Here is a 22,517-nt window from a genome sequence, read left to right on the forward strand (position 1 = left end):
TTTCATATGAAGAAGGTCGATAAGATGGAATATAGTTGGAAAGAGTTAATTGCGGTCGACCGATATATTGTACATGCGAACGGAATTTTAAGCGAATTAGACCGAAAAGTATTGACACTTTTATATCAACCTTTAATTGGTGCTCAAGCGTATAGCTTATATATGACGTTATGGAGCGAACTTGAGCAGGCGCGTTTATGGAGCGAGGAGACGACACATCATAGTTTAATGGCGATTATGCAATGCAGTTTGCCAACGATATATGCCGAGCGTTTAAAACTAGAAGGAATCGGGTTGTTAAATACGTACATGAAACGAACGAATGAAGACGATGAACGGGTATTTATTTATGAGCTACTTCTTCCACTTACACCAGAACAATTTTTCAACGATGGGGTTTTAAATGTATTTTTGTATGATCGTGTCGGAAAAACAAAATTTCAAAAGCTGAAAAAGTTTTTTTCCGATCGTGCCATTGATCGTACGTCATTTACACCGATCACCCGCTCATTTCACGATGTCTTTTCATCCATCCAACCTGAAAAAATGATTCATAAATTAAGTGATGAAGCGAAACAAGAAGTGATGCTTCAAGATGGACAGCAGTATATAGGAAAAGAACGAGCGATATATAAGATGCAAGATGATATATTTGACTTCGATGCCTTTTACGCTGGACTATCTCATCACCTCGTACCACGACGTGCGATTACTGAAAAAGTAAAAGATGCAATTAAAAAGCTTTCTTTTCTGTATGGGATTGGTCCTCTTGATATGCAAAAAATTGTGATGGGCGTCATCGATCCCGCTGAACAAATTGATATTGAAGCATTACGAAAAGCAGCGCAAGAATGGTATCAATTTGAACGTGGTGAAGCGCTTCCGCGTCTATATGATCGTGTACAACCGTTAGCAGAGCGAACGATGGCACATGCCGAACCAAAAAATGAAGAAGAATATTTAATGAAACAGCTTGAAACCGTTTCGCCGAGACAATTGCTTATGGATTTTTCTGGTGGAGTTGAACCGGCGTTAGCTGATTTACAGTTGATTGAAGACATTATGTTTAAACAAAAATTGCCGCCAGGTGTCATGAACGTGCTCATTTACTACGTCATGCTGCGGACAGATATGAAGTTGCCGAAAAAATATGTTGAAAAAATTGCGAGTTCATGGGCGCGAAAAAAGGTACGTACGGTGAAACAAGCGATGGAATTGGCGAAAAAAGAGGCGCGAGAATATGAAACATTTATGAAAGAAAAAGAACAAAAAGGATCTAAAAAACCGATTCGTACCGAACTGTTGCCAGATTGGCTGCAGACGGACTATTCACAATTTGAGCGAAAACAAGTGAAATCAGAAGAAGAGTTAGAACAAAAACGGCGCGAGTTGGAAGAACGGTTAAAAAAACCGAAAAGTTAGGGGATAAACGATGAAACCAATTCGGGAAACCATTCACCATTTGATGAATCGTCACGATTTTAAAGAACGATATGAGGCGATGAAGCGCGACATTTTACGTGATCCTCATGTTCAAACATTTTTGCGTGGTCATCACGTGACGGATGCGATGTTAAATCGTCATCTCGGTAAATTGTACGAGTTTGTGCAACAAAGCAAGCATTGTGAACGTTGCCAAAGCTTAGAACAATGTCCGAACTTACTGAAAGGTTATACGCCTCATTTAATTTGGCAAGGGAAAAACATTGACGTGCAATATGAGCGGTGTGCTCGTAAAGTGCAAGATGATGAACGAAAAAAACAACAGTCGCTTATTCGTAGTTTATTTATTCCGCGCGATATGTTGCAAGCAGCGTTTGATCAGCTAGAAACGGACGATCTTGGGCGAATTGAAGCGATCGAGCTTGCGAACACGTTTGCATCGACATACGAAATAGGCAAACGAATGAAAGGGCTATATTTATACGGATCGTTTGGCGTCGGAAAAACATATTTGTTAGCAGCGATGGCAAATGAGTTAGCACAAAGGCACATCGCTTCATTTCTCGTGTACGTACCAGAATTTGTTCGCTCGTTGAAATCATCGCTTCAAACCGATGCATTTCAGGATACGATTGAATATGCAAAGCAAGTACCTGTCCTTATGCTCGATGATTTAGGAGCAGAATTAATGTCAAGTTGGTGGCGCGATGAGGTGCTCGGTCCGATTTTACAATATCGCATGCTTGAGCATTTGCCGACATGTTTTACATCAAATTTTGATTTAAAACGTCTGACGCATCACCTTGCTCACTCGCAGCGAGGCGAAGAAGAACAAGTAAAAGCGGCACGAATTATCGAACGAATTGTTTATTTAGCTACTCCGATCGAAATGACAGGAAAAAATCGCCGAATCGAAATGTGATAAACAAACGGTGTTCCCCATATATATAAAACAAGCATGTTTCGGGAAAAGGGGGGGCACCGTTGATTTATATCGTATTTCAAAATGGACAAGATGCACAACGACTATTTGAACAATTAAGTAAAGCGCCGCAACCATATGGGAAGTTGCTTTATGATGACAAGACGATTACCGTTTTCTTTCATGAACAGAATGTTGCGCATATGCGCGCATTGTTCATTCCTATTTTTTCTTCATGCATCATTCGAGCATTTGAAACACGTTGGATTTTATCGATCATTTCCCGCACGTTTTTTTATGAAAACGAAGAAGAGCAACAACAAATTTTACAGCTTACATATTCGTTTATTGACGGGGAAAGGCACGATTATCGTCTCGGAAAGAAAATAAATGTACCGCGTGAGCAACTGATTGCTCAATCGTTGCATGAATGTTTGCAGGAAGGGGTGTTTTCATTCGAGTCGCTTATCACTTTTCGCTTAAAGCCGTATTATGATCGGCTTATACATTATGTGGAATTAGCGATTGACGAATACAAATTAGAACAAGAATACCAAACTTTCGTTCAACTGTTGCGCGAAATTGTGGCGTCGCGCCACCCGAAAATGAGCGTCCTTCATTTAGTATACGAAAACGAAACGTTTCAATTTTTCGATGACCATTTTTTTTACTTGTCACCTCATCAACTAAAGCAGTTTATTGACCGTCGATTGATGGTGAGTCAGCCGATGTACATTGACACATCTGTATTAGCGCCGCTCGTATCGATAGCACCAGAAAAAATATATATGTATACAAATGTGACAGATGTCGGAATGATCCAAACGATTCAAAATGTGTTTCAAGAGCGAATCGAGCTACGAACACCTCTTGATTTTCCAAAAAAATATGCTTATAATGACATACATAGTGAATAAAGCAAAAAGTGATGATGAGGACATGGGTGTATTTTTACGGTTCACAGAGAGGGAAGGCATAGGCTGAAACCTTCCTAACACGGAAAATGCACTTACCACCTCTAAACTTCAGCAGTGAACAATGGGACGATTGCCCGTTTAGTAATTGCTGACGGTTTGCGCCGTTATCGAGATGAAGCCGTTTATACGCTCGCTTTATGTTCGTATAGACGGGAAGAAGGGTGGAACCACGAAACCAACTCGTCCCTCGTTTTTGGGACGAGTTTTTTTATTTTTTAAAAAAGGAGTGAGCAGCTTTGGCGGATGTAGTAAAAATTACATTTCCAGATGGAGCAGTGAAGGAGTTTCCGAAAGGAGTGACAACGGAAGATATTGCAGCGTCCATTAGCCCAGGACTGAAGAAAAAAGCAATTGCAGGAAAGCTAAACGATCGCATGATCGATTTGCGTACACCGATTGAAGAAGACGGCGCCATTTCGATTATTACGCAAGATATGCCAGAAGCGCTTGACATTTTACGTCATAGCACAGCGCATTTAATGGCACAAGCGATTAAACGATTGTACAAAGATGTGAAGCTTGGCGTTGGCCCTGTCATTGAAAACGGCTTTTACTATGATATTGATGTTGACGTACCAATTACAGCAGAAGACTTACCGAAAATTGAACAAGAAATGAAAAAAATTGTGAAAGAAAACTTAGATATCGTTCGCAAAGAAGTGAGTCGCGAAGAGGCAATTCGTCGCTATACAGAAATTGGCGATCATTTAAAAATTGAACTTATTCACGACATTCCAGAGGGAGAAGTCGTTTCCATTTACGAACAAGGAGAGTTTTTCGATCTTTGCCGTGGGGTGCACGTCCCATCAACAGGAAAAATTAAAGAGTTTAAACTGTTAAGTGTAGCAGGTGCGTACTGGCGTGGTGACAGCAAAAACAAAATGTTGCAACGTATTTACGGTACAGCCTTTTTCAAAAAAGAAGATTTAGATGAATATTTACGTCTCTTACAAGAAGCGAAAGAGCGTGATCATCGTAAGCTCGGAAAAGAGCTTGACTTATTTATGACATCGCAAAAAGTAGGACAAGGATTGCCGCTTTGGCTTCCAAAAGGTGCAACTATTCGCCGAACAATTGAGCGTTATATCGTCGATAAAGAGCTGTCGCTTGGCTATCAACACGTATATACACCGGTGCTCGGTAGCGTCGAGTTATATAAAACGTCTGGCCATTGGGATCATTATAAAGATGGAATGTTTCCGCCAATGGAGATGGATAATGAACAGCTTGTCTTACGTCCGATGAACTGTCCGCATCATATGATGGTGTATAAACATAAAATTCATAGCTATCGCGAGTTGCCAATTCGTATCGCAGAGCTCGGTACGATGCATCGTTACGAAATGTCAGGGGCGCTTACAGGATTGCAACGCGTTCGTGGGATGACGTTGAATGATGCGCATATTTTCGTTCGCCCAGATCAAATTAAAGACGAGTTTAAGCGCGTCGTTAATTTAATTTTAGATGTATATAAAGATTTCGGTTTAACGGACTATTCGTTCCGTCTGTCGTATCGCGATCCGCAAGATAAAGAAAAATATTATGATGACGATGCGATGTGGGAAAAAGCACAAAGCATGTTAAAAGAGGCGATGGACGAGCTCGGACTTGACTATTACGAAGCAGAAGGAGAAGCTGCGTTTTACGGTCCAAAACTAGACGTTCAAGTGCGAACAGCGCTCGGAAAAGATGAAACCTTATCTACGGTTCAACTTGACTTCTTGTTACCAGAACGTTTTGACTTAACATATATCGGTGAAGACGGAAAACCGCATCGTCCGGTTGTCATCCATCGCGGTGTCGTATCAACGATGGAACGTTTCGTTGCCTTTTTAATTGAGGAGTATAAAGGGGCGTTCCCGACATGGTTAGCGCCTGTACAAGTACAAGTTATTCCTGTTTCCCCAGCTGTTCATATAGATTATGCGTATGAAGTAAAACAGGCGTTACAAGCTGCAGGCATTCGTGTTGAAGTCGATGAGCGTGAAGAAAAAATTGGATACAAAATTCGCGAAGCGCAAATGCAAAAAATTCCGTACATGCTCGTTGTTGGGGATAACGAAGTAAACGAACGGGCAGTGAACGTACGAAAATATGGGGAACAAAAGAGCGAAACGATGCCGCTCGATGCGTTCGTTGACTCTATCGTAAAAGAAGTGCGTAAATAAATAGTTGCATTTTCTCTTTATGTTTGTTATAGTTTTATTTGTTGTGATCAATTGACATCAGTTGACAATGTGTTTTGATATATGGTATATATGTTAAAGTAAAAGTAAATACTTGTTTGAACATAAGCAGAAGCACCCGCTTCTCACCTGATCGACGCCGTATGGCTGTTAGCAGGTTTCATGACAGAAAAATGTTGTGAGCGAGACGTGTGGGTGTATTGTGCCCACACGTTTTTTTGTCGTGTGCGTTCTGCTTTAACAAACAAGCTTGAAAAAACCGTGGAGGTGGCTAGTTATTAGCAAAGATTTTATTATTAATGAAAACATTCGGGCACGTGAAGTTCGTTTAGTCGATCCAAATGGAGAGCAACTTGGGATTAAGACGAAGCAAGAAGCGTTAGAAATTGCAGCGCGTTTAAATTTAGATTTAGTGATGGTTGCACCAAATGCGAAACCGCCAGTGTGCCGCATTATGGACTATGGTAAGTTCCGCTTCGAGCAACAAAAGAAAGAAAAAGAAGCGCGCAAAAAGCAAAAAGTGATTAACGTAAAAGAAGTTCGTTTAAGCCCAACGATCGAAGAACATGACTTCAACACGAAATTGCGCAACGCGCGGAAGTTCCTTGAAAAAGGAGATAAAGTGAAAGCGACGATTCGCTTTAAAGGACGTGCGATTACGCATAAGGAAATTGGTCAGCGCGTGCTTGATCGATTTGCTGAGGCGTGCGCGGATATTGGTACGGTTGAGACGGCTCCGAAAATGGACGGCCGCAGCATGTTTTTAGTGCTAGCACCGAAAAACGACAAATAACAAAAGGGAGGAACACCTTATGCCAAAAATGAAAACTCACAAAGGCTCAGCGAAGCGTTTCAAAAAGACAGGAACAGGTCAATTAAAACGTTCACACGCATTCACTAGCCACTTATTCGCAAACAAAACACAAAAACAAAAGCGTAAACTTCGTAAAGCAACGCTCGTATCAAAAGGCGATTTCAAACGCATTCGTCAATTGTTAGATAACGTAAAATAATTTTAGGAGGGAAATGTTATGCCACGTGTAAAAGGCGGTACAGTCACACGCAGACGTCGTAAAAAAATTCTTAAACTTGCAAAAGGATATTTCGGTTCGAAACATCGTTTATATAAAGTTGCAAATCAACAAGTAATGAAATCGTTAATGTATGCGTATCGCGATCGTCGCCAACGCAAACGCGATTTCCGTAAACTTTGGATTACGCGCATTAACGCTGCAGCGCGCATGAACGGTCTTTCTTACAGCCGTTTAATGCACGGATTAAAACTTGCGGGAATCGAAGTAAACCGTAAAATGCTTGCTGATTTAGCAGTAAACGATGCAGCAGCATTCACACAACTTGCAAACATCGCAAAAGAAAACTTAAACAAGTAATAAAGGAAATGACCATTCTCCCTTGAGGGGATGGTCATTTTTTATAAGAGGGGGAGAAAAATGGATATAAAAAAATTATTTTCTATGCAACGGCAATTAGATGAGCGAATTGAAACGGAGCGTGGTTTGCGCGGGGAACGTTTAGTTGAGCGCAAGTTGTTAGCTCTTCTTGTTGAAATTGGAGAACTGGCGAACGAAACACGTTGCTTTAAATTTTGGAGTTCGAAGCCGAAAGCGGCAGAAGAAACAATTTTAGAGGAATATGTAGACGGCCTTCATTTTATTTTATCGCTCGGGCTTGATCTTTCGCTTCATGAGCATGTAAAATGGCCGCATGTGCAAGAAAGTAAATCGCTCGTTGAACAGTTTTTACACGTATTTGAAGCCGTTCAGACGTTTCGCAAAAAGATGGACGAACAAGCATACGATCAATTAGTGTATGCGTATGCACAGCTCGGTCATGCGCTTCAATTTAATGCTGAACAAATTGAGCGAGCGTATGTCGCAAAAAACGAAGTGAACCATGAGCGACAAAGTCACAATTATTAACAACTGTCAAAATGTTTAGTATAATGAATGTTGTACATAGAGAGGAGTGACATACGTGAAGAAATTAGATGAGACGTTAACGATGTTGAAAGCGTTAACGGATGCAAAAGGTGTTCCGGGCAATGAACGGGAAGTACGTGAAGTAATGAAATCGTACATCGCTCCATATGCAGATGAAGTCACGACGGATCGTCTCGGTAGCTTAATTGCAAAAAAAGTAGGAAAAGAAAACGGACCAAAAGTGATGATTGCTGGTCACTTAGATGAAGTTGGTTTTATGGTGACGCAAATTGATGAAAAGGGCTTCATTCGTTTCCAACCGCTTGGCGGGTGGTGGGGACAAGTGATGCTCGCTCAACGCGTGACGATCGTAACAAAACAAGGGGATATTACAGGCGTCATCGGCTCAAAGCCGCCACACATTTTACCTGTTGAAGCAAGAAGAAAACCGGTGGAAATAAAAGATATGTTTATTGACATCGGAGCTTCTAGCCGTGACGAGGCGATTGCTTGGGGTGTGCGCCCTGGCGATGCCATTGTGCCATATTTTGAATTCACGGTGATGAACAATGAAAAAATGTTGCTTGCGAAAGCATGGGATAACCGTATCGGTTGCGCCGTTGCGATCGATGTACTAAAACAATTAAAAGACGTCGAGCATCCAAACGTCGTATACGGCGTCGGCACAGTACAAGAAGAAGTCGGCTTGCGCGGTGCACGAACATCTGCTTTTGCGATTGAACCAGATATTGCTTTTGCGGTTGACGTTGGCATCGCTGGCGATACGCCAGGTGTATCAGAAAAAGAGGCGATGGGGAAACTTGGCGGTGGCCCGCATATCGTTTTATACGATGCAACGCTCGTTTCCCATAAAGGATTGCGCGAATTCGTCATTCATGTTGCAGAGGAAATGAACATTCCATATCGTTTTGATGCGATGCCAGGTGGCGGAACAGACGCAGGTGCGATCCATATGACGATGCGCGGTGTTCCGGCATTGACCATCTCCATCCCAACGCGCTACATTCACTCCCATGCTGCGCTTCTTCATCGCGATGACTACGAACAAACAGTAAAACTATTAGTCGAAGTCATTAAGCGACTGGATGAAGAGAAAGTAAAAGAAATTACGTTTGATTAAGAGAAGAGAAGTCGACCTGTACACGGTCGGCTTTTTTCGTTGTGTGAGTGATGATAGAACTTAGCGTCATTTACAAATTCGATAAATGAATAATAAGAATTAAAACCCTTTCATATTAAAAGAATAAAAATATTTAAAAAAAAGCATTGATAACCTGAATGGTTTTTGTTATATTTTACTTAAATATTAAGTAAAAATTAACTAAAAAGAGGGTGGTGATGCAAAGGAGAAATGTTATATTCCAAAAAATGAATAAATTTATCTTTTTTTCTACCGGTTTATGAAAGGGGTTACATAAAGAGAAAAGGGGGAACTAAGTCCATGTTTAAAGGAAAAAAAGGTTTCGTATTATCTTTAGTAGTTGCGTCTAGTATGTTAATGGCAACAGGGTGCAATAGTAGTACAAGTGGTGGAGATAGTAAAGATGATTCTCTCCCGATGGTTGGTGCCACAATCTATAAATTTGATGACAACTTTATGTCTTATGTACGTCGCTCTATGGAGGAGACTGCAAAAGGAAAAATCAATCTCATGTTGAATGATTCACAAAACGATCAGTCAAAACAAATCGAGCAAATTGATACGTTAATAGCAAAAGGTGCAAAGGCACTGGCTATTAACTTAGTGGATCCAAAGGCTGCACAAACTGTTATTGACAAAGCTAAAGCGAAAAATATTCCGGTTATCTTTTTTAACAAGGAACCAGATGCTAATGTGTTAGCTAGTTACGATAAAGCATATTATGTGGGGACAAATTCAGCAGAGTCTGGGATTATTCAAGGGGAATTGATTGCAAAAGCATGGGAGGCTAATAAAGACAAATACGATAAGAATAAGGACGGAAAGATTCAATACGTATTATTAAAGGGTGAGCCAGGGCATCCTGATGCAGAAGCACGAACAAAATATTCTGTTGAAACAGTCAAACAAAAAGGAATTGAAGTTGAAGAATTAGCTATGGATACGGCTATGTGGGATGCAACGAAAGCGACTGAAAAAATGGACGCATGGATTTCTAAATTTAATGACAAAATTGAATTTGTTATTTGTAATAATGACGCAATGGCACTTGGTGCAATTGCTTCTCTTGAAAAAGCTGGGTATTTTAATGGGGATAAGTTTATCCCGGTAGTTGGTGTCGATGCAATTCCTGAGGCACTTGAGATGATCGAAAAAGGAAAAATGATCGGTACAGTATTGAATGATGCAAAAAACCAAGGGAAAGCAACAATTGAACTTGCAACAAACGCTGCAAATGGGAAAGATGTTTTAGAAGGAACTGAATGGAAATTGGATGAAACGAAAGCCGTCCGCGTTCCTTATGTAGCAATAACCAAAGAGAACATTCAAGTAGGGAAAGACTCCTATAAATAAATAACGAGTTGAATGAAGGCAGCGCCTTAGTGTAACCGAATCTATGGTTGCTAGGGCGCTTTCTCAATACGGATTTGCACATACCACTCCTCTTTTTAATACGGTTTATCTAGGAGGTTTAATTTATGTCGGCATCTAGCGCTAGTTACATATTAGAAATGAAAAACGTAACAAAGAGATTTCCAGGGGTAGTTGCGTTACAAAATGTTACATTGAAAGTTAAACCCGGAACTGTCCATGCATTAATGGGAGAAAATGGCGCTGGTAAATCCACTTTAATGAAGTGTTTGTTCGGTATTTATTCGATGGATGAAGGGAAAATTTTGTTAGATGGGAAAGAAGTGAAGTTTGAAAATTCGAAACAAGCGTTAGAAAGTGGAGTTTCTATGGTGCATCAAGAACTTAACCAAGTACGACAACGAAGTGTGATGGATAATATCTGGTTAGGGCGTTATCCAAAAAAAGGTGTTCTTATAGACGAGAAGAAGATGTACGAGAATACTTTGGAAATTTTCAGGGGGTTAGATATTCATATCGATCCTCGCAGAAAAGTTAGCACTTTATCTGTTTCAGAGATGCAAATGGTGGAGATTGCAAAAGCAGTTTCATATCAATCAAAAGTTATTGTGATGGACGAGCCAACTTCCTCTCTCACTGAAAAAGAGGTAGAACATTTATTTAAAATTATTGAAAAGTTAAAGAAAGAAAATATAAGTATTATTTATATATCCCATAAAATGGAAGAGATTCTGAAGATATCTGATGAAGTTACAATTATGAGAGACGGTCAATACATTACAACGAAAAGTGCGAAGGAATTAACAACAGATGAGATTATTAGGTTGATGGTAGGAAGAGAATTATCACAACGTTTTCCAAAAAAAACAAATAAACCTGGTGATGTAATTTTAAGAGTAACGAATTTGACAGCTGAAACGCAGCCTTCTTTTTCTGATATTAGCTTTGAGTTAAGAAGAGGAGAAATTTTAGGTATTGCAGGGCTAGTAGGATCAAAGCGTACCGAGTTGCTTGAATCATTATTTGGATTGAGGGCTATTCAATCTGGAACAATCGAAATTCATGGGAGAGCTATCAATAATAGAACACCAAAAGAGGCAATTGAAAATGGATTTGCACTTGTAACAGAGGAAAGGAGAACAACAGGGATATTCCCTGATCTAAGTGTTAGATTTAATTCTATCATTTCAAATTTGCGTAAATATAGAACAAAGGGATTATTTATATCTGATAGTGAAATGCATAACGATACAAAATGGGTTATCGATGCAATGAAAGTAAAAACTCCTTCACAAAAAACGCCGATTCGAAGCTTATCGGGTGGAAATCAACAAAAAGTAATAATCGGTAGATGGTTACTTACAAAACCTGAAATTTTATTATTGGATGAACCGACACGTGGAATTGATGTAGGTGCTAAGTTTGAAATATATCAGTTAATTAATGAGTTAGCTAAAGAAGGAAAAGGCATTATCATGGTTTCTTCTGAAATGCCTGAATTACTGGGGGTTACTGACAGGATTTTAGTAATGAGCAATGGGAGATTAGCTGGGATCGTCGATACGGCTAAAACTTCCCAAGAGGAGATCATGAGATTATCAGCGATGTATTAGGAGGATGGAGAGATGACTCAAGATATAAAAAACTCAGCTGTGATGAAATGGCTTGTGGATAATGTTATATACGTCGTTTTAATATTCCTTGTGGCAGGAATTGTAATTATATCTCCTGACTTTTTATCGATTACGAATTTAATTAACATACTAAGTCAATCATCTTCACGTATCATTATTGCACTAGGAGTAGCGGGAATTCTAATTACAGCAGGTACAGATTTATCAGCAGGGAGAATGGTTGGACTCGCGGCGGTCATTTCTGCTTCTCTTTTACAAGCACCAGATTATGCTTACAAAATGTACCCTAACTTACCAGAATTTCCTTTATTTATACCTATTTTGATTGCGATGGTTGTTACAGGGCTATTAGGTGCATTAAATGGTGTTATTGTATCGAAATTTCATGTTCCCCCTTTTATTGCTACGTTAGGAATGATGATTGGAGTCTATGGAATTACTTCGATTTATTTCGATCGTCCACCTTATGGAGCTCAACCAATTGGTGGATTAAGTGAAAAGTTTATCAAATTCGCTCAAAAAGGGATACCTATTGGACAATCTGAAATTCCTTATCTCATTATTTATGCGGTGATTGTATCTATTGTTATATGGGTTATTTGGAACAAAACAGAATTAGGGAAAAATATGTATGCGATCGGGGGTAATCCAGAAGCTGCCAAAGTTTCTGGGGTAAATGTTACAAAAAACCTTATTATTATTTATACGATTGCAGGAATTCTTTATGGTTTTTCAGGAACATTAGAAGCTGGACGGGTAGGTAGTGCAACGAATAATACTGGAAATATGTATGAGCTAGATGCAATTGCAGCTTGCGTAGTAGGTGGTGTGTCTCTTTCTGGAGGTATTGGAACAGTTTCAGGTGTTATAGCAGGGGTTTTAATTTTCCAAATTATTAACTATGGTCTGGCTTTTCTTGGTGTAAGCCCTTATATCCAATTTATTGTGAAAGGTTTAATAATCATTTTAGCGGTAGCATTTGATATGCGTAAACACGCCAAAAAGAAATAATTTGATAAATAGATAAAGGTGTCTCGGTTAGGACTGAGGCACTTTTATTGTACATGTAAAACAAACTTAGATTTATAGTAAAAATCGCTTGTTTTTACTAAAAAATTAACTAAAATATTTACTATAAAGATGTTTAAGGAGGAGAAGCAATGACTGGAGACTTAAAATCGGATTTTATTGATCTTTTTGATGAGAACAGTAAAGAAATTCAAATCTTCTTCGCCCCTGGGCGTGTCAACTTAATCGGTGAACATACAGATTATAACGGAGGGTATGTGCTTCCTTGTTCATTGCATATCGGAACGTATGCGGTTGCCAGATTAAATGATGATGGGATGATTCGGCTCTATTCAAAAAACTTTCATGAAGATGGAATTGTTTCGATGACAAAAGAAGAACTTGCCTATGATGAGCGTCATGGATGGGCGAATTATCCAAAAGGAATGATCCAAGCACTTATGCCGAAACATGTTCAAAAGGGGATTGATGTCTTATACTATGGCAACATTCCAAATGGGGCAGGGTTATCTTCTTCTGCTTCTATTGAGCTTGTGACCGCCGTCATGTTAAACGAGTTGTTTCAACTAAACATAGAGATGATGGAATTAGTAAAAATCAGTCAAAAAGTCGAAAATGAATATATCGGTGTGAATTGTGGTATTATGGATCAATTTGCGGTTGGAATGGGGAAAGCAGGGCATGCGCTGTTGCTTGATTGCCAGACGCTCCAGTATGAATATTTGCCTCTTTCTTTAGAAGATTGCTCGATTGTTATTGCAAATACGAATAAAAAGCGAGGTTTAGCCGATTCAGCATACAATGAGCGACGTGCGACATGTGAACAGGCACTCGCCAAATTAAAGCGCTATGTAAGCATTCACTCTCTTAGCGATTTAACGACTGAGCAGTTTAACGAATATGCACATATTCTTTCATCGACAGAACAAAAACGAGTGCGTCATGTCGTTTCAGAAAATGAACGGACGAAACAAGCTGCCTTTGCTTTACAACAAGGAGATTTGCATACGTTTGGACAACTCATGCGCCAATCACATGAATCGTTGCGTGATGATTATGAAGTGACCGGAAAAGAGTTAGATACGCTCGTGGAAGCAGCGTGGAAACATAAAGGTACGATTGGGGCGCGCATGACAGGAGCAGGGTTTGGCGGTTGTACAGTAAACATTGTAAAAGACGATCATATTCCGTCGTTTATCGAAGAAGTTGGGCAAATGTATGAAATGGAAATAGGATATGCACCAAGTTTTTACGTAGCGAAAATTGGTGACGGGGCGAAACAACTGACAAAAGAAGGGGAGAGCATGCGATGATTCTCATTTGTGGTGGGGCAGGATATATCGGGAGTCATGCGGTGTATCGTTTCGTTGAAAAAGGAGAACAAGTTGTTGTTGTTGATAATTTACAAACAGGGCATCGAAAAGCTGTTCACCCAGATGCCCTTTTTTACGAGGGCGATATTCGTGATCGTCACTTTTTAAGCGACATATTTAAAAAGCATGAAATAGATACAGTGATTCATTTTGCGGCTCATTCCCTTGTTGGAGAAAGTGTGAAAAAGCCATTAGCTTATTACAACAATAATGTTTATGGAACAGAAGTGTTGCTTCATGTCATGAATGAACATGGCGTAAAACAAATTGTATTTTCCTCAACGGCTGCGGTGTATGGGGAGCCAAAACAAATTCCGATTCAAGAGACAGATGAAACGAATCCTGAAAGTCCGTATGGTGAAACAAAACTAGCGATGGAAAAAATGATGAAATGGGCGAACGTCGCATACGGTATTCGCTACATTTCTTTACGATATTTCAACGTCGCTGGCGCGTATGGAACGATGCTTGGCGAAGACCATCGCCCAGAGACACATGTCATTCCCCTTATTTTGCAAGTGCCGCTAGGAAAACGAGAAGAGTTTCATATTTTTGGAGATGACTACGACACATATGACGGTACTTGTATTCGCGATTACATTCACGTATTAGATTTAGTAGATGCTCATATGTTAGCCGTGGAAAAACTAAGAAAGGGGAGTGAAAGTAACATATACAATTTAGGAAATGGCAACGGTTTTTCTGTCAAAGAAGTCGTTGAAGCAGCACGTCGTGTCACGGGGCATCCGATTCCCGCCAAAATGATGCCGAGACGCCCTGGGGATCCTGCTCGCTTAGTTGCTTCATCCGAAAAAGCGAAACGCGAGCTCGGATGGAAGCCGATGTACACAACGATAGAGAAAATTATTGCTTCGGCATGGGAGTGGCATCAAGCGAATCCGAACGGATATGAAGAGGTGTAAACGATGGTAAACATTTATGAAGAAATTGAAGCACTAATTCAGTATGCGCTCCATCATCATTTAATCGAAAAGGAAGACGTCATTTATACGCGCAATCGACTGCTCGCTTTGTTAAAGTTGGACGAATGGAAACAAGTAGGAGTTACTCCCTCCTCCGATCGTCCACTTGTTTCGATTTTACAACATATTATGAATTGGGCGGAAGCGCATGGGCGATTTGCTGGAAGGACAGTGACAGAGCGTGATTTATTTGATACAGAAATCATGAATTGTTTTGTGGCACGTCCATCAACGATTATTCAAACGTTTTATGAAAAATATAAACGAAATAAGCAAGAAGCAACAACTTGGTTTTATGAACTTAGTCAAGCATCCAATTACATTCGTGTAGACCGAGTGATGAAAAATAGACGATGGAAAGTGCGAACGAAATATGGGGATATGGATATAACGATCAACTTATCTAAGCCGGAAAAAGATCCTCGTGATATTGCGCGCATGAAGGAGACGAAAGAGCAACATTATCCTTCCTGCTTGCTATGTATTGAAAATGAAGGATATGCTGGAACGATCCGACACCCTGCGCGAGCGAACCATCGCATTATCCCTATTGAGTTATGTGGGGAACGTTGGTTTTTTCAATATTCACCTTACGTTTATTACAACGAACATTGCATCGTACTGCGTGATAAGCATGTACCGATGAAAATGGAGAGAAAAACGTTTGAACGGTTGCTTGATTTTGTCGATCAATTTCCGCATTACTTTATCGGCTCAAATGCTGATTTACCTATTGTAGGAGGATCGATTTTATCGCATGATCATTTTCAAGGTGGAAAATATACATTTGCGATTGAAAAAGCTTCATCCGATTTTTCATTCACACTTCCAGCTTATCCGCATGTACAAATGAGCGTCATTCGTTGGCCGATGTCGGTGATACGTATCCGAGGAACAAAACAAGATGTGTTAGAAGTGAGTGACTTTATTTACAAAGAATGGAAAAAATATAGCGATCCGAAAGCGAATATATACGCACAAACAAACGATGTACCGCATAATACGGTCACGCCAATTGCTCGTAGACGCGAGGAATTGTACGAGATGGATATTGTGTTAAGAAACAATCGCACATCAGAGCAATATCCGTACGGCATTTTTCATCCACATGAGGAATTGCATCATATTAAAAAAGAAAATATCGGTTTAATTGAAGTGATGGGATTAGCTGTATTGCCTAGTCGATTAGCGAATGAATTAGAGACGATTGCAACATACATGAAAAATAACACACGAAGAGAGCAATGGGATTCGTCGCTATTGAAACATTGGGAATGGGTGCAAGAGATCATGGAGAGACATGCGATCATCGATGATGTACATGAGCTATTAAAAGAAGAAGTAGGAAAACGATTTGAACAAGTGCTCGAACATGCGGGCGTATTTAAACGAACGGAAGAAGGAAAAGAAGCGTTTCATCGTTTTATTCGTCATATTCAAGAACAATATAGATAAAGGTGGAGGAGAAAACATGTATGTAGGGGTGGACTACTATCCAGAATACTGGCCAAAAGAAATGATCGATGAAGATATTCAAGGAATAAAAGAGCTTGGAGCTAACATCGTTCGTATTGGGGAATTTTCTTGGCATTTGATGGAGAAGACAGAGGGGAATATTGACTTTTCTTTTTTTGATGAAGTAGTAAAAAAGTTGAAAGAACACGGGCTTTCGATCATGTTTGGTACGCCGACCGCAACGTTTCCAGCATGGCTAGCAAAAAAGCACCCAGATATTTTATCGAAAGACGAATATGGACGTACTCGTGTTTTTGGAGGACGACGACAATATTGTTTTAGTTCGAAAACGTATCGCGCATATGCAGCTAATATAACGGAACAACTTGTTAAACATTACAAAGATGAGGAAGCGATCGTTGCTTGGCAAATCGATAATGAATTTGGACATGAAGGAAGCGATATGTGTTATTGCGAACAGTGTCATCGTGAGTTTCAGCAATTTTTGAAAGAAAAATATAAACAAATTGACGCATTAAATGAAGCGTATGGAACAATTTTTTGGGGACAGACGTATAATGATTTTTCAGAAATTCCAATGCCAACAAAAACCATCACCACGCATAACCCGTCTTTGCAGTTAGACTGGGCTCGTTTTCGTTCGTTTTCAGTCAATCGTTTCGCTCATGAAATGACAAACATCGTCAAAAAATATAAAGGTTCCCATCAGCAAGTAACGACAAACGTATCTGGCGGATTTTTTTATAAATGGTTTGATCACGAAGAAAATGTGCGCCACATGGACTTCGTGTCTTATGACAACTATCCGGTATGGGGAGGACTAGATGAGCCGATTTCTCCTGCCGCGATTGCGATGAGTCATGATTTTAATCGCGGATTGCTCGGAAAAAATTATTGGATTGTCGAAGAGTTAATGGGAGCTCAAGGACATGAAATGATCGGGTATTTACCGCGACCGAATCAAGCAAAAATGTGGTCGTATCAAGCGTTCGCTCATGGATGTACGAATATGTTATATTTTAGCTGGCGAGGAATGGATCGAGGAGCAGAACAATTTTGTTATGGCATCGTTGACCATAGCAATATACGAGGCAGGAAATATAAAGAAGTGCAATCTGTTTTTTCACATATTCCGACATTTGAACATGTGTTACAATCACCTATTCAAGCCGATATTGCTGTTTTATATGATTATGATAACATTTGGTCGTGGCGTTTTCAGCCACAAAGCAAGGCGTTTGATTTTACAACCGAACTTCTTCGGCTATATGAGCCGTTTTATCGTTTAAATGCGAACATCGACGTCATTCCTGTGTCGCGTGATTTTTCAACATATAAAGTACTTATCGTTCCTGTATTACAAATCATTGACGAACAATTAGCGGAAAAGTTGAAAACGTTTGCTCGTCGTGGCGGGACAATTATATTTTCTTTCCGAACAGGGCTAAAAAATAAACAAAATAATATTCATTTTAAACATGTATTACCTGCGCACGTCAGCGATCTTGTCGGTGCGCATATTCACGAAGTAGAATCTCTAGCATATCGTCATGTTCCAATCATCGGTGAAGGACGATGGCAAGGTAAGAAGGCGATGTGCTCTGTGTGGCGAGATTTGCTTGAACCAACAACAGCTAATGTATTATATCGATATGACGATCCGTTTTATCCTCTCGCTGCGATAACTGAAAATGAATATGGTGATGGGAACGTGTATTATATTGGCGGTGGAATAGATCGCCATGTTCTTGATGATCTCGCCAAAGACGTTGTGCAAAAACATCGTATATGGCATGTAGAAAGTGAGGAAGGTGTCGAAGTATATCGACGTGTATGTGAAGATGGAGAGTATATATTCGTTTTAAACCATACCGATCAAGAAAAACAATTTGGCGATTTGATTTTAAAACCGTATGATAGTCAAATCGTTAAAATTTAGCATAAATAAAGGGGTGGCATCGATGGCTACATTGAAGGAAATTGCCGAGAAAGCAGGGGTTTCGGTCGCCACTGTATCGCGTGTGTTAAACTACGATACAACGTTATCCGTCTCGGATGAAACAAGAAAGCGCATTTTTGAAATTGCCCAAGAGCTGAACTATAAAACACCTAGGGAGCGCAATCAAATGAATGCAAAAGACCGATTGCGTTTTGGTGTTGTGAACTGGTATTCGGAATCTCAAGAGCTTGACGATCCATACTACATGGCTGTTCGCCTTGGTGTTGAAAAGGAATGTTTTCGTCGCCAAATTGAGTTAGTCAAGTTATTTAAAAAAGATGGCTCGTATGAATCAGAATGGCTGACAGGTTTAGACGGAATGATTGCGGTCGGGAAGTTTGGGAAGAAGGAGATTGATTTGTTTGCATCTGTTACCGACCATATCGTTTTTGTTGACTATTCACCTGATGAAGATCGCTTTGATTCGGTCGTTGTTGATTTTCGAAAAGCGACAGCTCGCGTTCTTCAATATTTAATTGATCTCGGTCATAAACATATCGGCTATATTGGAGGGCGTGAATATGTTGATGACGGTCATTTAATTCAAGATGAGCGCGAGCGTACATTTTATGAATATTTATATTTACGTGGTATGTTTATTCCAGAATATGTGTTCACAGGGCGTTTTATTGCAGAGGATGGGTATATGTTAATGAAACAAGCGCTTCAGCTGCCGAATCGGCCAACTGCATTTTTTATTGCGAGCGACTCGATGGCTATCGGAGCGTTGCGGGCGTTGCATGAAGCAGGAGTTGACGTTCCGAATGAAATCACAGTGGTCGGTTTTAATGATCTCCCTACATCAAAATTTGTTCAGCCTCCATTGTCCACTGTGCAAGTTTACACAGAATTTATGGGAGAAACAGCGGTTGAATTGCTTGTCGAACAAATTCAAACGAAAAGAGACATTCCGAAAAAAATTGTTGTTCCAACGAAACTTGTCGTCAGAGAAAGCAGCTGTGCTCATACGGTAAAGAAATAGCTTCCGCCTTGGCGAAAGCTATTTCTTTTAAAACAATCAAAAGGGGAATAAACATGAAACTTGTACAAGAACAACGAACAAAAATAAACGGTCAACCGATTATTGCATTTACGCTTACAAATGATCATGGAATGGAAGTCACTTGTTTAAACTACGGTTGTATCATTACAAGCATACTCGTTCCTGATAAAAACGGAAACATGGAGAATGTCGTTTTAGCATTTGATAACTTCTCTTCTTATTTGACAAACCGTCCGTATTTAGGAGCTGTCATTGGGAGAGTAGCCGGAAGAATAAAAAATAGTTCTTTTCAGTTAAACGGAAAAGCATATACGCTACATGCAAATGAACATAAAAACCACTTGCACGGTGGAAAAAAAGGATTTCATCACGTCATTTGGCAAGCAACAGGGTTCTCAAAAAAAGAAGAAGTCGGTGTGCGTTTTTCCCATCGAAGTGTTGATGGGGAAGAAGGATATCCGGGAAATGTCGACGTTCAAGTGACATATACGTTGAATAATCAAAACGAACTCATAATTTCTTACCATGCCGTTTCCGATCAAGACACACCGTTTACATTAACGAACCATACGTACTTTAATTTAAGCGGTAACGTAAAAAGAGATATTTTGCAACATGAATTAAAAATAAAAAGTGATCGCTTTTTACCGTTAGATCATGAATTTATCCCGACTGGAGAAATAAAAGATGTAGCGGGTACACCTTTTGACTTGCGCCGAGGAAAAGTGCTAAAAGAAGTAATCGATTCAACAGATCCGCAAATTGTTTTAGTCGGGCAAGGATATGACCATCCATTTGTGTTAAACGCCCATCATGATGAAGAAATTGTTTTATGTGATAGAGAGAGCGGGCGGATATTGATTGTTGAAACCGATGAAGTTGGTGTCGTCGTATATACAGGAAATCACCTTCCTCATGAAGAAAAGATGGACGGTGTACCATCGCGAAAATATTTAGGGATTTGCTTGGAGACGCAAGCATTGCCAAATGCCGTGCATTATGCTCATTTCCCGTCTTGTATATTGCGTGCGGGAGAAGTATACTCATCGACGACAAAATATAAGTTTCGTGTTGTTGATGGAAAATAGCCTTCGCATGGAAGGCTATTTTTTTACTGCTTCTTCTAATGTGGCAAGCATCGATTGTTTTTGTTCATCTGTTGCGTGATTCCATAATGCTTCAAATAAGACACCAAGACCAGGCAAATATTTTTCTTCCCCTTGTTGAATCGCATCGACGATCGTATGTTCTAATTGGTCTTTTGAGCTGTTTGCGACGTTTGCCATCACGGCACCACGTAAATTAAAATCCATTTGACTCACTCCATTCTTTATGTATTGCGTACGTAGTTTTTGCTATAATGGTAACTACTATTCATCAAAGAGGAGAGAGAAAGATGGAAAAAGCGACATTTGCTGGAGGTTGTTTTTGGTGCATGGTCACTCCGTTTGAAGAACTTGATGGCATTTATGGCATTGTTTCTGGATACACCGGCGGTCATGTCGAACATCCGACATATGAACAAGTGAAAACAGGGACGACAGGACATTACGAAGCCGTACAAATTACGTTCGATCCAGATGTATTTCCGTACGAAAAATTGTTAGAGTTATATTGGTGTCAAATTGATCCGACGGATGATGGCGGGCAATTTCATGATCGTGGTCCGCAATATCGAACAGCTATTTTTTATCATAATGAGCGACAAAAAACATTAGCGGAGCAATCGAAAAAACAACTCGAAGAAAGCGGACGTTTTTCAAAACCGATTGTGACAAAAATTTTACCTGCGACAACGTTTTATCCAGCAGAAGACTATCATCAAAATTACCATAAAAAAAATCCGAAACATTATAAAGAAGACCGCGCTGCCTCAGGTCGCGATGAATTTATTGCGAAACATTGGGGGAACAACGAGTGAAACGAATTGAATCAACAAAAAATGAGCGAGTGAAGCAATGGAAAAAACTTTCAACGAAAAAAGAGCGCGACAAAACCGGGTTGTTTCTCATTGAAGGATTTCATTTAGTCGAAGAGGCAATCAAAAGTGGCGTTCATATCGAAGAACTGATTGTTGCGGAGCATGCGATTATTCCCGCAAGCTGGAACGTTGCACACATTCCGATGACGATCGTGACAAATGACGTGATGAAAACAATTAGCGACACGGAAACACCGCAAGGCATCGCAGCGGTATGCAAACAATTGCATTGGAACGTCGACGATGTACAAACCGCGTTGTTCATTGATGCCGTTCAAGATCCGGGGAATGTCGGGACGATCATTCGCACCGCAGATGCCGCAGGAGTAGACGTCGTTGTTGTTGGTGAGGGAAGCGCAGATATATACAACGCAAAAGTCATTCGTGCCACGCAAGGCTCACTGTTTCATTTCCCTGTTATAAAAGAAGATATCGGGCAATGGATCGCCCGCTTTCAAAATAGGCATATTCCTATTTATGGCACATCGCTTCAACATGGGGTAGACTATCGTTCTGTCGCTCCTTCGTCATCGTTTGCATTAATTGTTGGCAACGAAGGAAGCGGAGTGAATGAGCAATGGCTAAAACAGACGACAACGAACTTATACGTGCCGATTTACGGGAAAGCGGAATCATTAAACGTCGCCATTGCGACAGGCATTTTACTGTATCATTTACAGAAAAAATAAACGTATGCTTACATGATTGCCTTGCACCTGATGGCACATTTGCTTATAATAAATGAAGAATTTCATGATGAAAAGACGATGATCGAGAAGAGTAGCTTGCCGATCGCCATTCAGGGAGAAAACGCCATAGACTGCGAGCGTTTTTATGGTAGAAGCAAGTGAATTCACCTCGGGAGTTGGCGCTTGGACCATTTTGCACATGCAAAATGTAAAGGCGTTCCGGTGTAAACCGTTATCTTAATGAAGTGAGCTATGCGAACGGCATAGCTAACAAGGGTGGTACCGCGGGTGCACTCGTCCCTTATATTAGGGGCGAGTTTTTTTATTTATATCGATCAGAGGAGGGTTT

Annotated in this window: 21 protein-coding genes and 2 other annotated features; of the genes, 20 read left to right on the forward strand and 1 reads right to left on the reverse strand. The window is 40.1% G+C overall.

Annotated elements, in window-relative coordinates; translation table 11 throughout:
* Positions 1 to 24: 24 nt before the first annotated feature.
* From HNR63_RS07455 to HNR63_RS07540, 18 genes are all read left to right on the forward strand, one after another.
* Positions 25 to 1,422, forward strand: coding sequence for a replication initiation and membrane attachment family protein (locus HNR63_RS07455; RefSeq protein ID WP_085788298.1), 1,398 nt, complete (start codon positions 25 to 27; stop codon positions 1,420 to 1,422).
* Between the two features lie 10 nt (positions 1,423 to 1,432).
* Positions 1,433 to 2,365: a primosomal protein DnaI gene (gene dnaI, locus HNR63_RS07460; protein ID WP_181520318.1), complete on the forward strand. Its 933-nt coding sequence runs from the start codon at positions 1,433 to 1,435 to the stop codon at positions 2,363 to 2,365.
* Positions 2,366 to 2,427: 62 nt separating this feature from the next.
* Positions 2,428 to 3,282: a putative sporulation protein YtxC gene (ytxC, locus tag HNR63_RS07465; RefSeq protein WP_181520319.1), complete on the forward strand. Its 855-nt coding sequence runs from the start codon at positions 2,428 to 2,430 to the stop codon at positions 3,280 to 3,282.
* Between the two features lie 296 nt (positions 3,283 to 3,578).
* A complete protein-coding gene (thrS, locus tag HNR63_RS07470; protein WP_181520320.1) occupies positions 3,579 to 5,510 on the forward strand; it encodes a threonine--tRNA ligase in 1,932 nt (643 codons plus the stop codon).
* A gap of 118 nt (positions 5,511 to 5,628) precedes the next feature.
* Positions 5,629 to 5,752: a sequence feature (ribosomal protein L20 leader region), on the forward strand.
* 26 nt (positions 5,753 to 5,778) lie between these two features.
* Positions 5,779 to 6,321 carry a translation initiation factor IF-3 gene (infC, locus tag HNR63_RS07475; RefSeq protein ID WP_004889092.1) on the forward strand — a complete coding sequence of 181 codons (543 nt, stop codon included), beginning with the start codon at positions 5,779 to 5,781 and terminating at the stop codon, positions 6,319 to 6,321.
* A 19-nt stretch (positions 6,322 to 6,340) separates the two neighbouring features.
* Complete coding sequence (rpmI, locus tag HNR63_RS07480) at positions 6,341 to 6,541, forward strand: 50S ribosomal protein L35 (protein WP_003397838.1); 201 nt, start codon at positions 6,341 to 6,343, stop codon at positions 6,539 to 6,541.
* Positions 6,542 to 6,559: 18 nt separating this feature from the next.
* A complete protein-coding gene (gene rplT, locus HNR63_RS07485) occupies positions 6,560 to 6,919 on the forward strand; it encodes a 50S ribosomal protein L20 (protein WP_003397837.1) in 360 nt (119 codons plus the stop codon).
* 60 nt (positions 6,920 to 6,979) lie between these two features.
* Positions 6,980 to 7,468: a dUTP diphosphatase gene (locus tag HNR63_RS07490; protein ID WP_181520321.1), complete on the forward strand. Its 489-nt coding sequence runs from the start codon at positions 6,980 to 6,982 to the stop codon at positions 7,466 to 7,468.
* A 55-nt stretch (positions 7,469 to 7,523) separates the two neighbouring features.
* Positions 7,524 to 8,609 carry a M20/M25/M40 family metallo-hydrolase gene (locus tag HNR63_RS07495; RefSeq protein ID WP_181520322.1) on the forward strand — a complete coding sequence of 362 codons (1,086 nt, stop codon included), beginning with the start codon at positions 7,524 to 7,526 and terminating at the stop codon, positions 8,607 to 8,609.
* 321 nt (positions 8,610 to 8,930) lie between these two features.
* Entirely contained in the window at positions 8,931 to 9,983 is a 1,053-nt protein-coding gene (gene mglB, locus HNR63_RS07500; RefSeq protein ID WP_181520323.1) for a galactose/glucose ABC transporter substrate-binding protein MglB, read from the forward strand.
* Between the two features lie 125 nt (positions 9,984 to 10,108).
* Entirely contained in the window at positions 10,109 to 11,614 is a 1,506-nt protein-coding gene (gene mglA / locus HNR63_RS07505) for a galactose/methyl galactoside ABC transporter ATP-binding protein MglA (RefSeq protein ID WP_181520324.1), read from the forward strand.
* Positions 11,615 to 11,626: 12 nt separating this feature from the next.
* Positions 11,627 to 12,646 carry a galactose/methyl galactoside ABC transporter permease MglC gene (mglC, locus tag HNR63_RS07510; protein ID WP_181520325.1) on the forward strand — a complete coding sequence of 340 codons (1,020 nt, stop codon included), beginning with the start codon at positions 11,627 to 11,629 and terminating at the stop codon, positions 12,644 to 12,646.
* A gap of 149 nt (positions 12,647 to 12,795) precedes the next feature.
* The gene (locus tag HNR63_RS07515) at positions 12,796 to 13,977 is read left to right on the forward strand and encodes a galactokinase (RefSeq protein WP_181520326.1); all 1,182 of its coding nucleotides are present in this window, start codon (positions 12,796 to 12,798) and stop codon (positions 13,975 to 13,977) included.
* Positions 13,974 to 14,960, forward strand: a complete 987-nt coding sequence (galE, locus tag HNR63_RS07520) for a UDP-glucose 4-epimerase GalE (RefSeq protein ID WP_181520327.1) — start codon at positions 13,974 to 13,976, stop codon at positions 14,958 to 14,960. The genes HNR63_RS07515 and galE overlap by 4 nt, the downstream gene beginning before the upstream one ends.
* A gap of 3 nt (positions 14,961 to 14,963) precedes the next feature.
* On the forward strand, positions 14,964 to 16,475 hold the full coding sequence (gene galT / locus HNR63_RS07525; RefSeq protein ID WP_181520328.1) for a UDP-glucose--hexose-1-phosphate uridylyltransferase: 1,512 nt from the start codon (positions 14,964 to 14,966) through the stop codon (positions 16,473 to 16,475).
* Between the two features lie 16 nt (positions 16,476 to 16,491).
* Positions 16,492 to 18,435: a beta-galactosidase gene (locus HNR63_RS07530; protein ID WP_181520329.1), complete on the forward strand. Its 1,944-nt coding sequence runs from the start codon at positions 16,492 to 16,494 to the stop codon at positions 18,433 to 18,435.
* Positions 18,436 to 18,457: 22 nt separating this feature from the next.
* On the forward strand, positions 18,458 to 19,477 hold the full coding sequence (locus HNR63_RS07535; protein ID WP_181520330.1) for a LacI family DNA-binding transcriptional regulator: 1,020 nt from the start codon (positions 18,458 to 18,460) through the stop codon (positions 19,475 to 19,477).
* Positions 19,478 to 19,530: 53 nt separating this feature from the next.
* Entirely contained in the window at positions 19,531 to 20,586 is a 1,056-nt protein-coding gene (locus HNR63_RS07540; protein ID WP_181520331.1) for an aldose epimerase family protein, read from the forward strand.
* Positions 20,587 to 20,601: 15 nt separating this feature from the next.
* On the opposite strand, the gene sspI is transcribed toward HNR63_RS07540, so the two are convergent.
* The gene (gene sspI, locus HNR63_RS07545) at positions 20,602 to 20,811 is read right to left on the reverse strand and encodes a small acid-soluble spore protein SspI (RefSeq protein WP_019416728.1); all 210 of its coding nucleotides are present in this window, start codon (positions 20,809 to 20,811) and stop codon (positions 20,602 to 20,604) included.
* Positions 20,812 to 20,894: 83 nt separating this feature from the next.
* On the opposite strand from sspI, the gene msrA reads away from it, so the two are divergent.
* Together msrA and HNR63_RS07555 are read left to right on the forward strand one after the other, a co-directional pair.
* Positions 20,895 to 21,419, forward strand: coding sequence for a peptide-methionine (S)-S-oxide reductase MsrA (gene msrA, locus HNR63_RS07550; RefSeq protein ID WP_042534097.1), 525 nt, complete (start codon positions 20,895 to 20,897; stop codon positions 21,417 to 21,419).
* Positions 21,416 to 22,168: a TrmH family RNA methyltransferase gene (locus tag HNR63_RS07555; protein WP_181520332.1), complete on the forward strand. Its 753-nt coding sequence runs from the start codon at positions 21,416 to 21,418 to the stop codon at positions 22,166 to 22,168. The genes msrA and HNR63_RS07555 overlap by 4 nt, the downstream gene beginning before the upstream one ends.
* A gap of 69 nt (positions 22,169 to 22,237) precedes the next feature.
* Positions 22,238 to 22,473: a binding site (T-box leader), on the forward strand.
* Positions 22,474 to 22,517 lie beyond the last annotated feature (44 nt).

It is taken from the genome of Anoxybacillus ayderensis (assembly GCF_013761015.1).
Classification (GTDB): Bacteria; Bacillota; Bacilli; order Bacillales; family Anoxybacillaceae; genus Anoxybacillus; species Anoxybacillus ayderensis.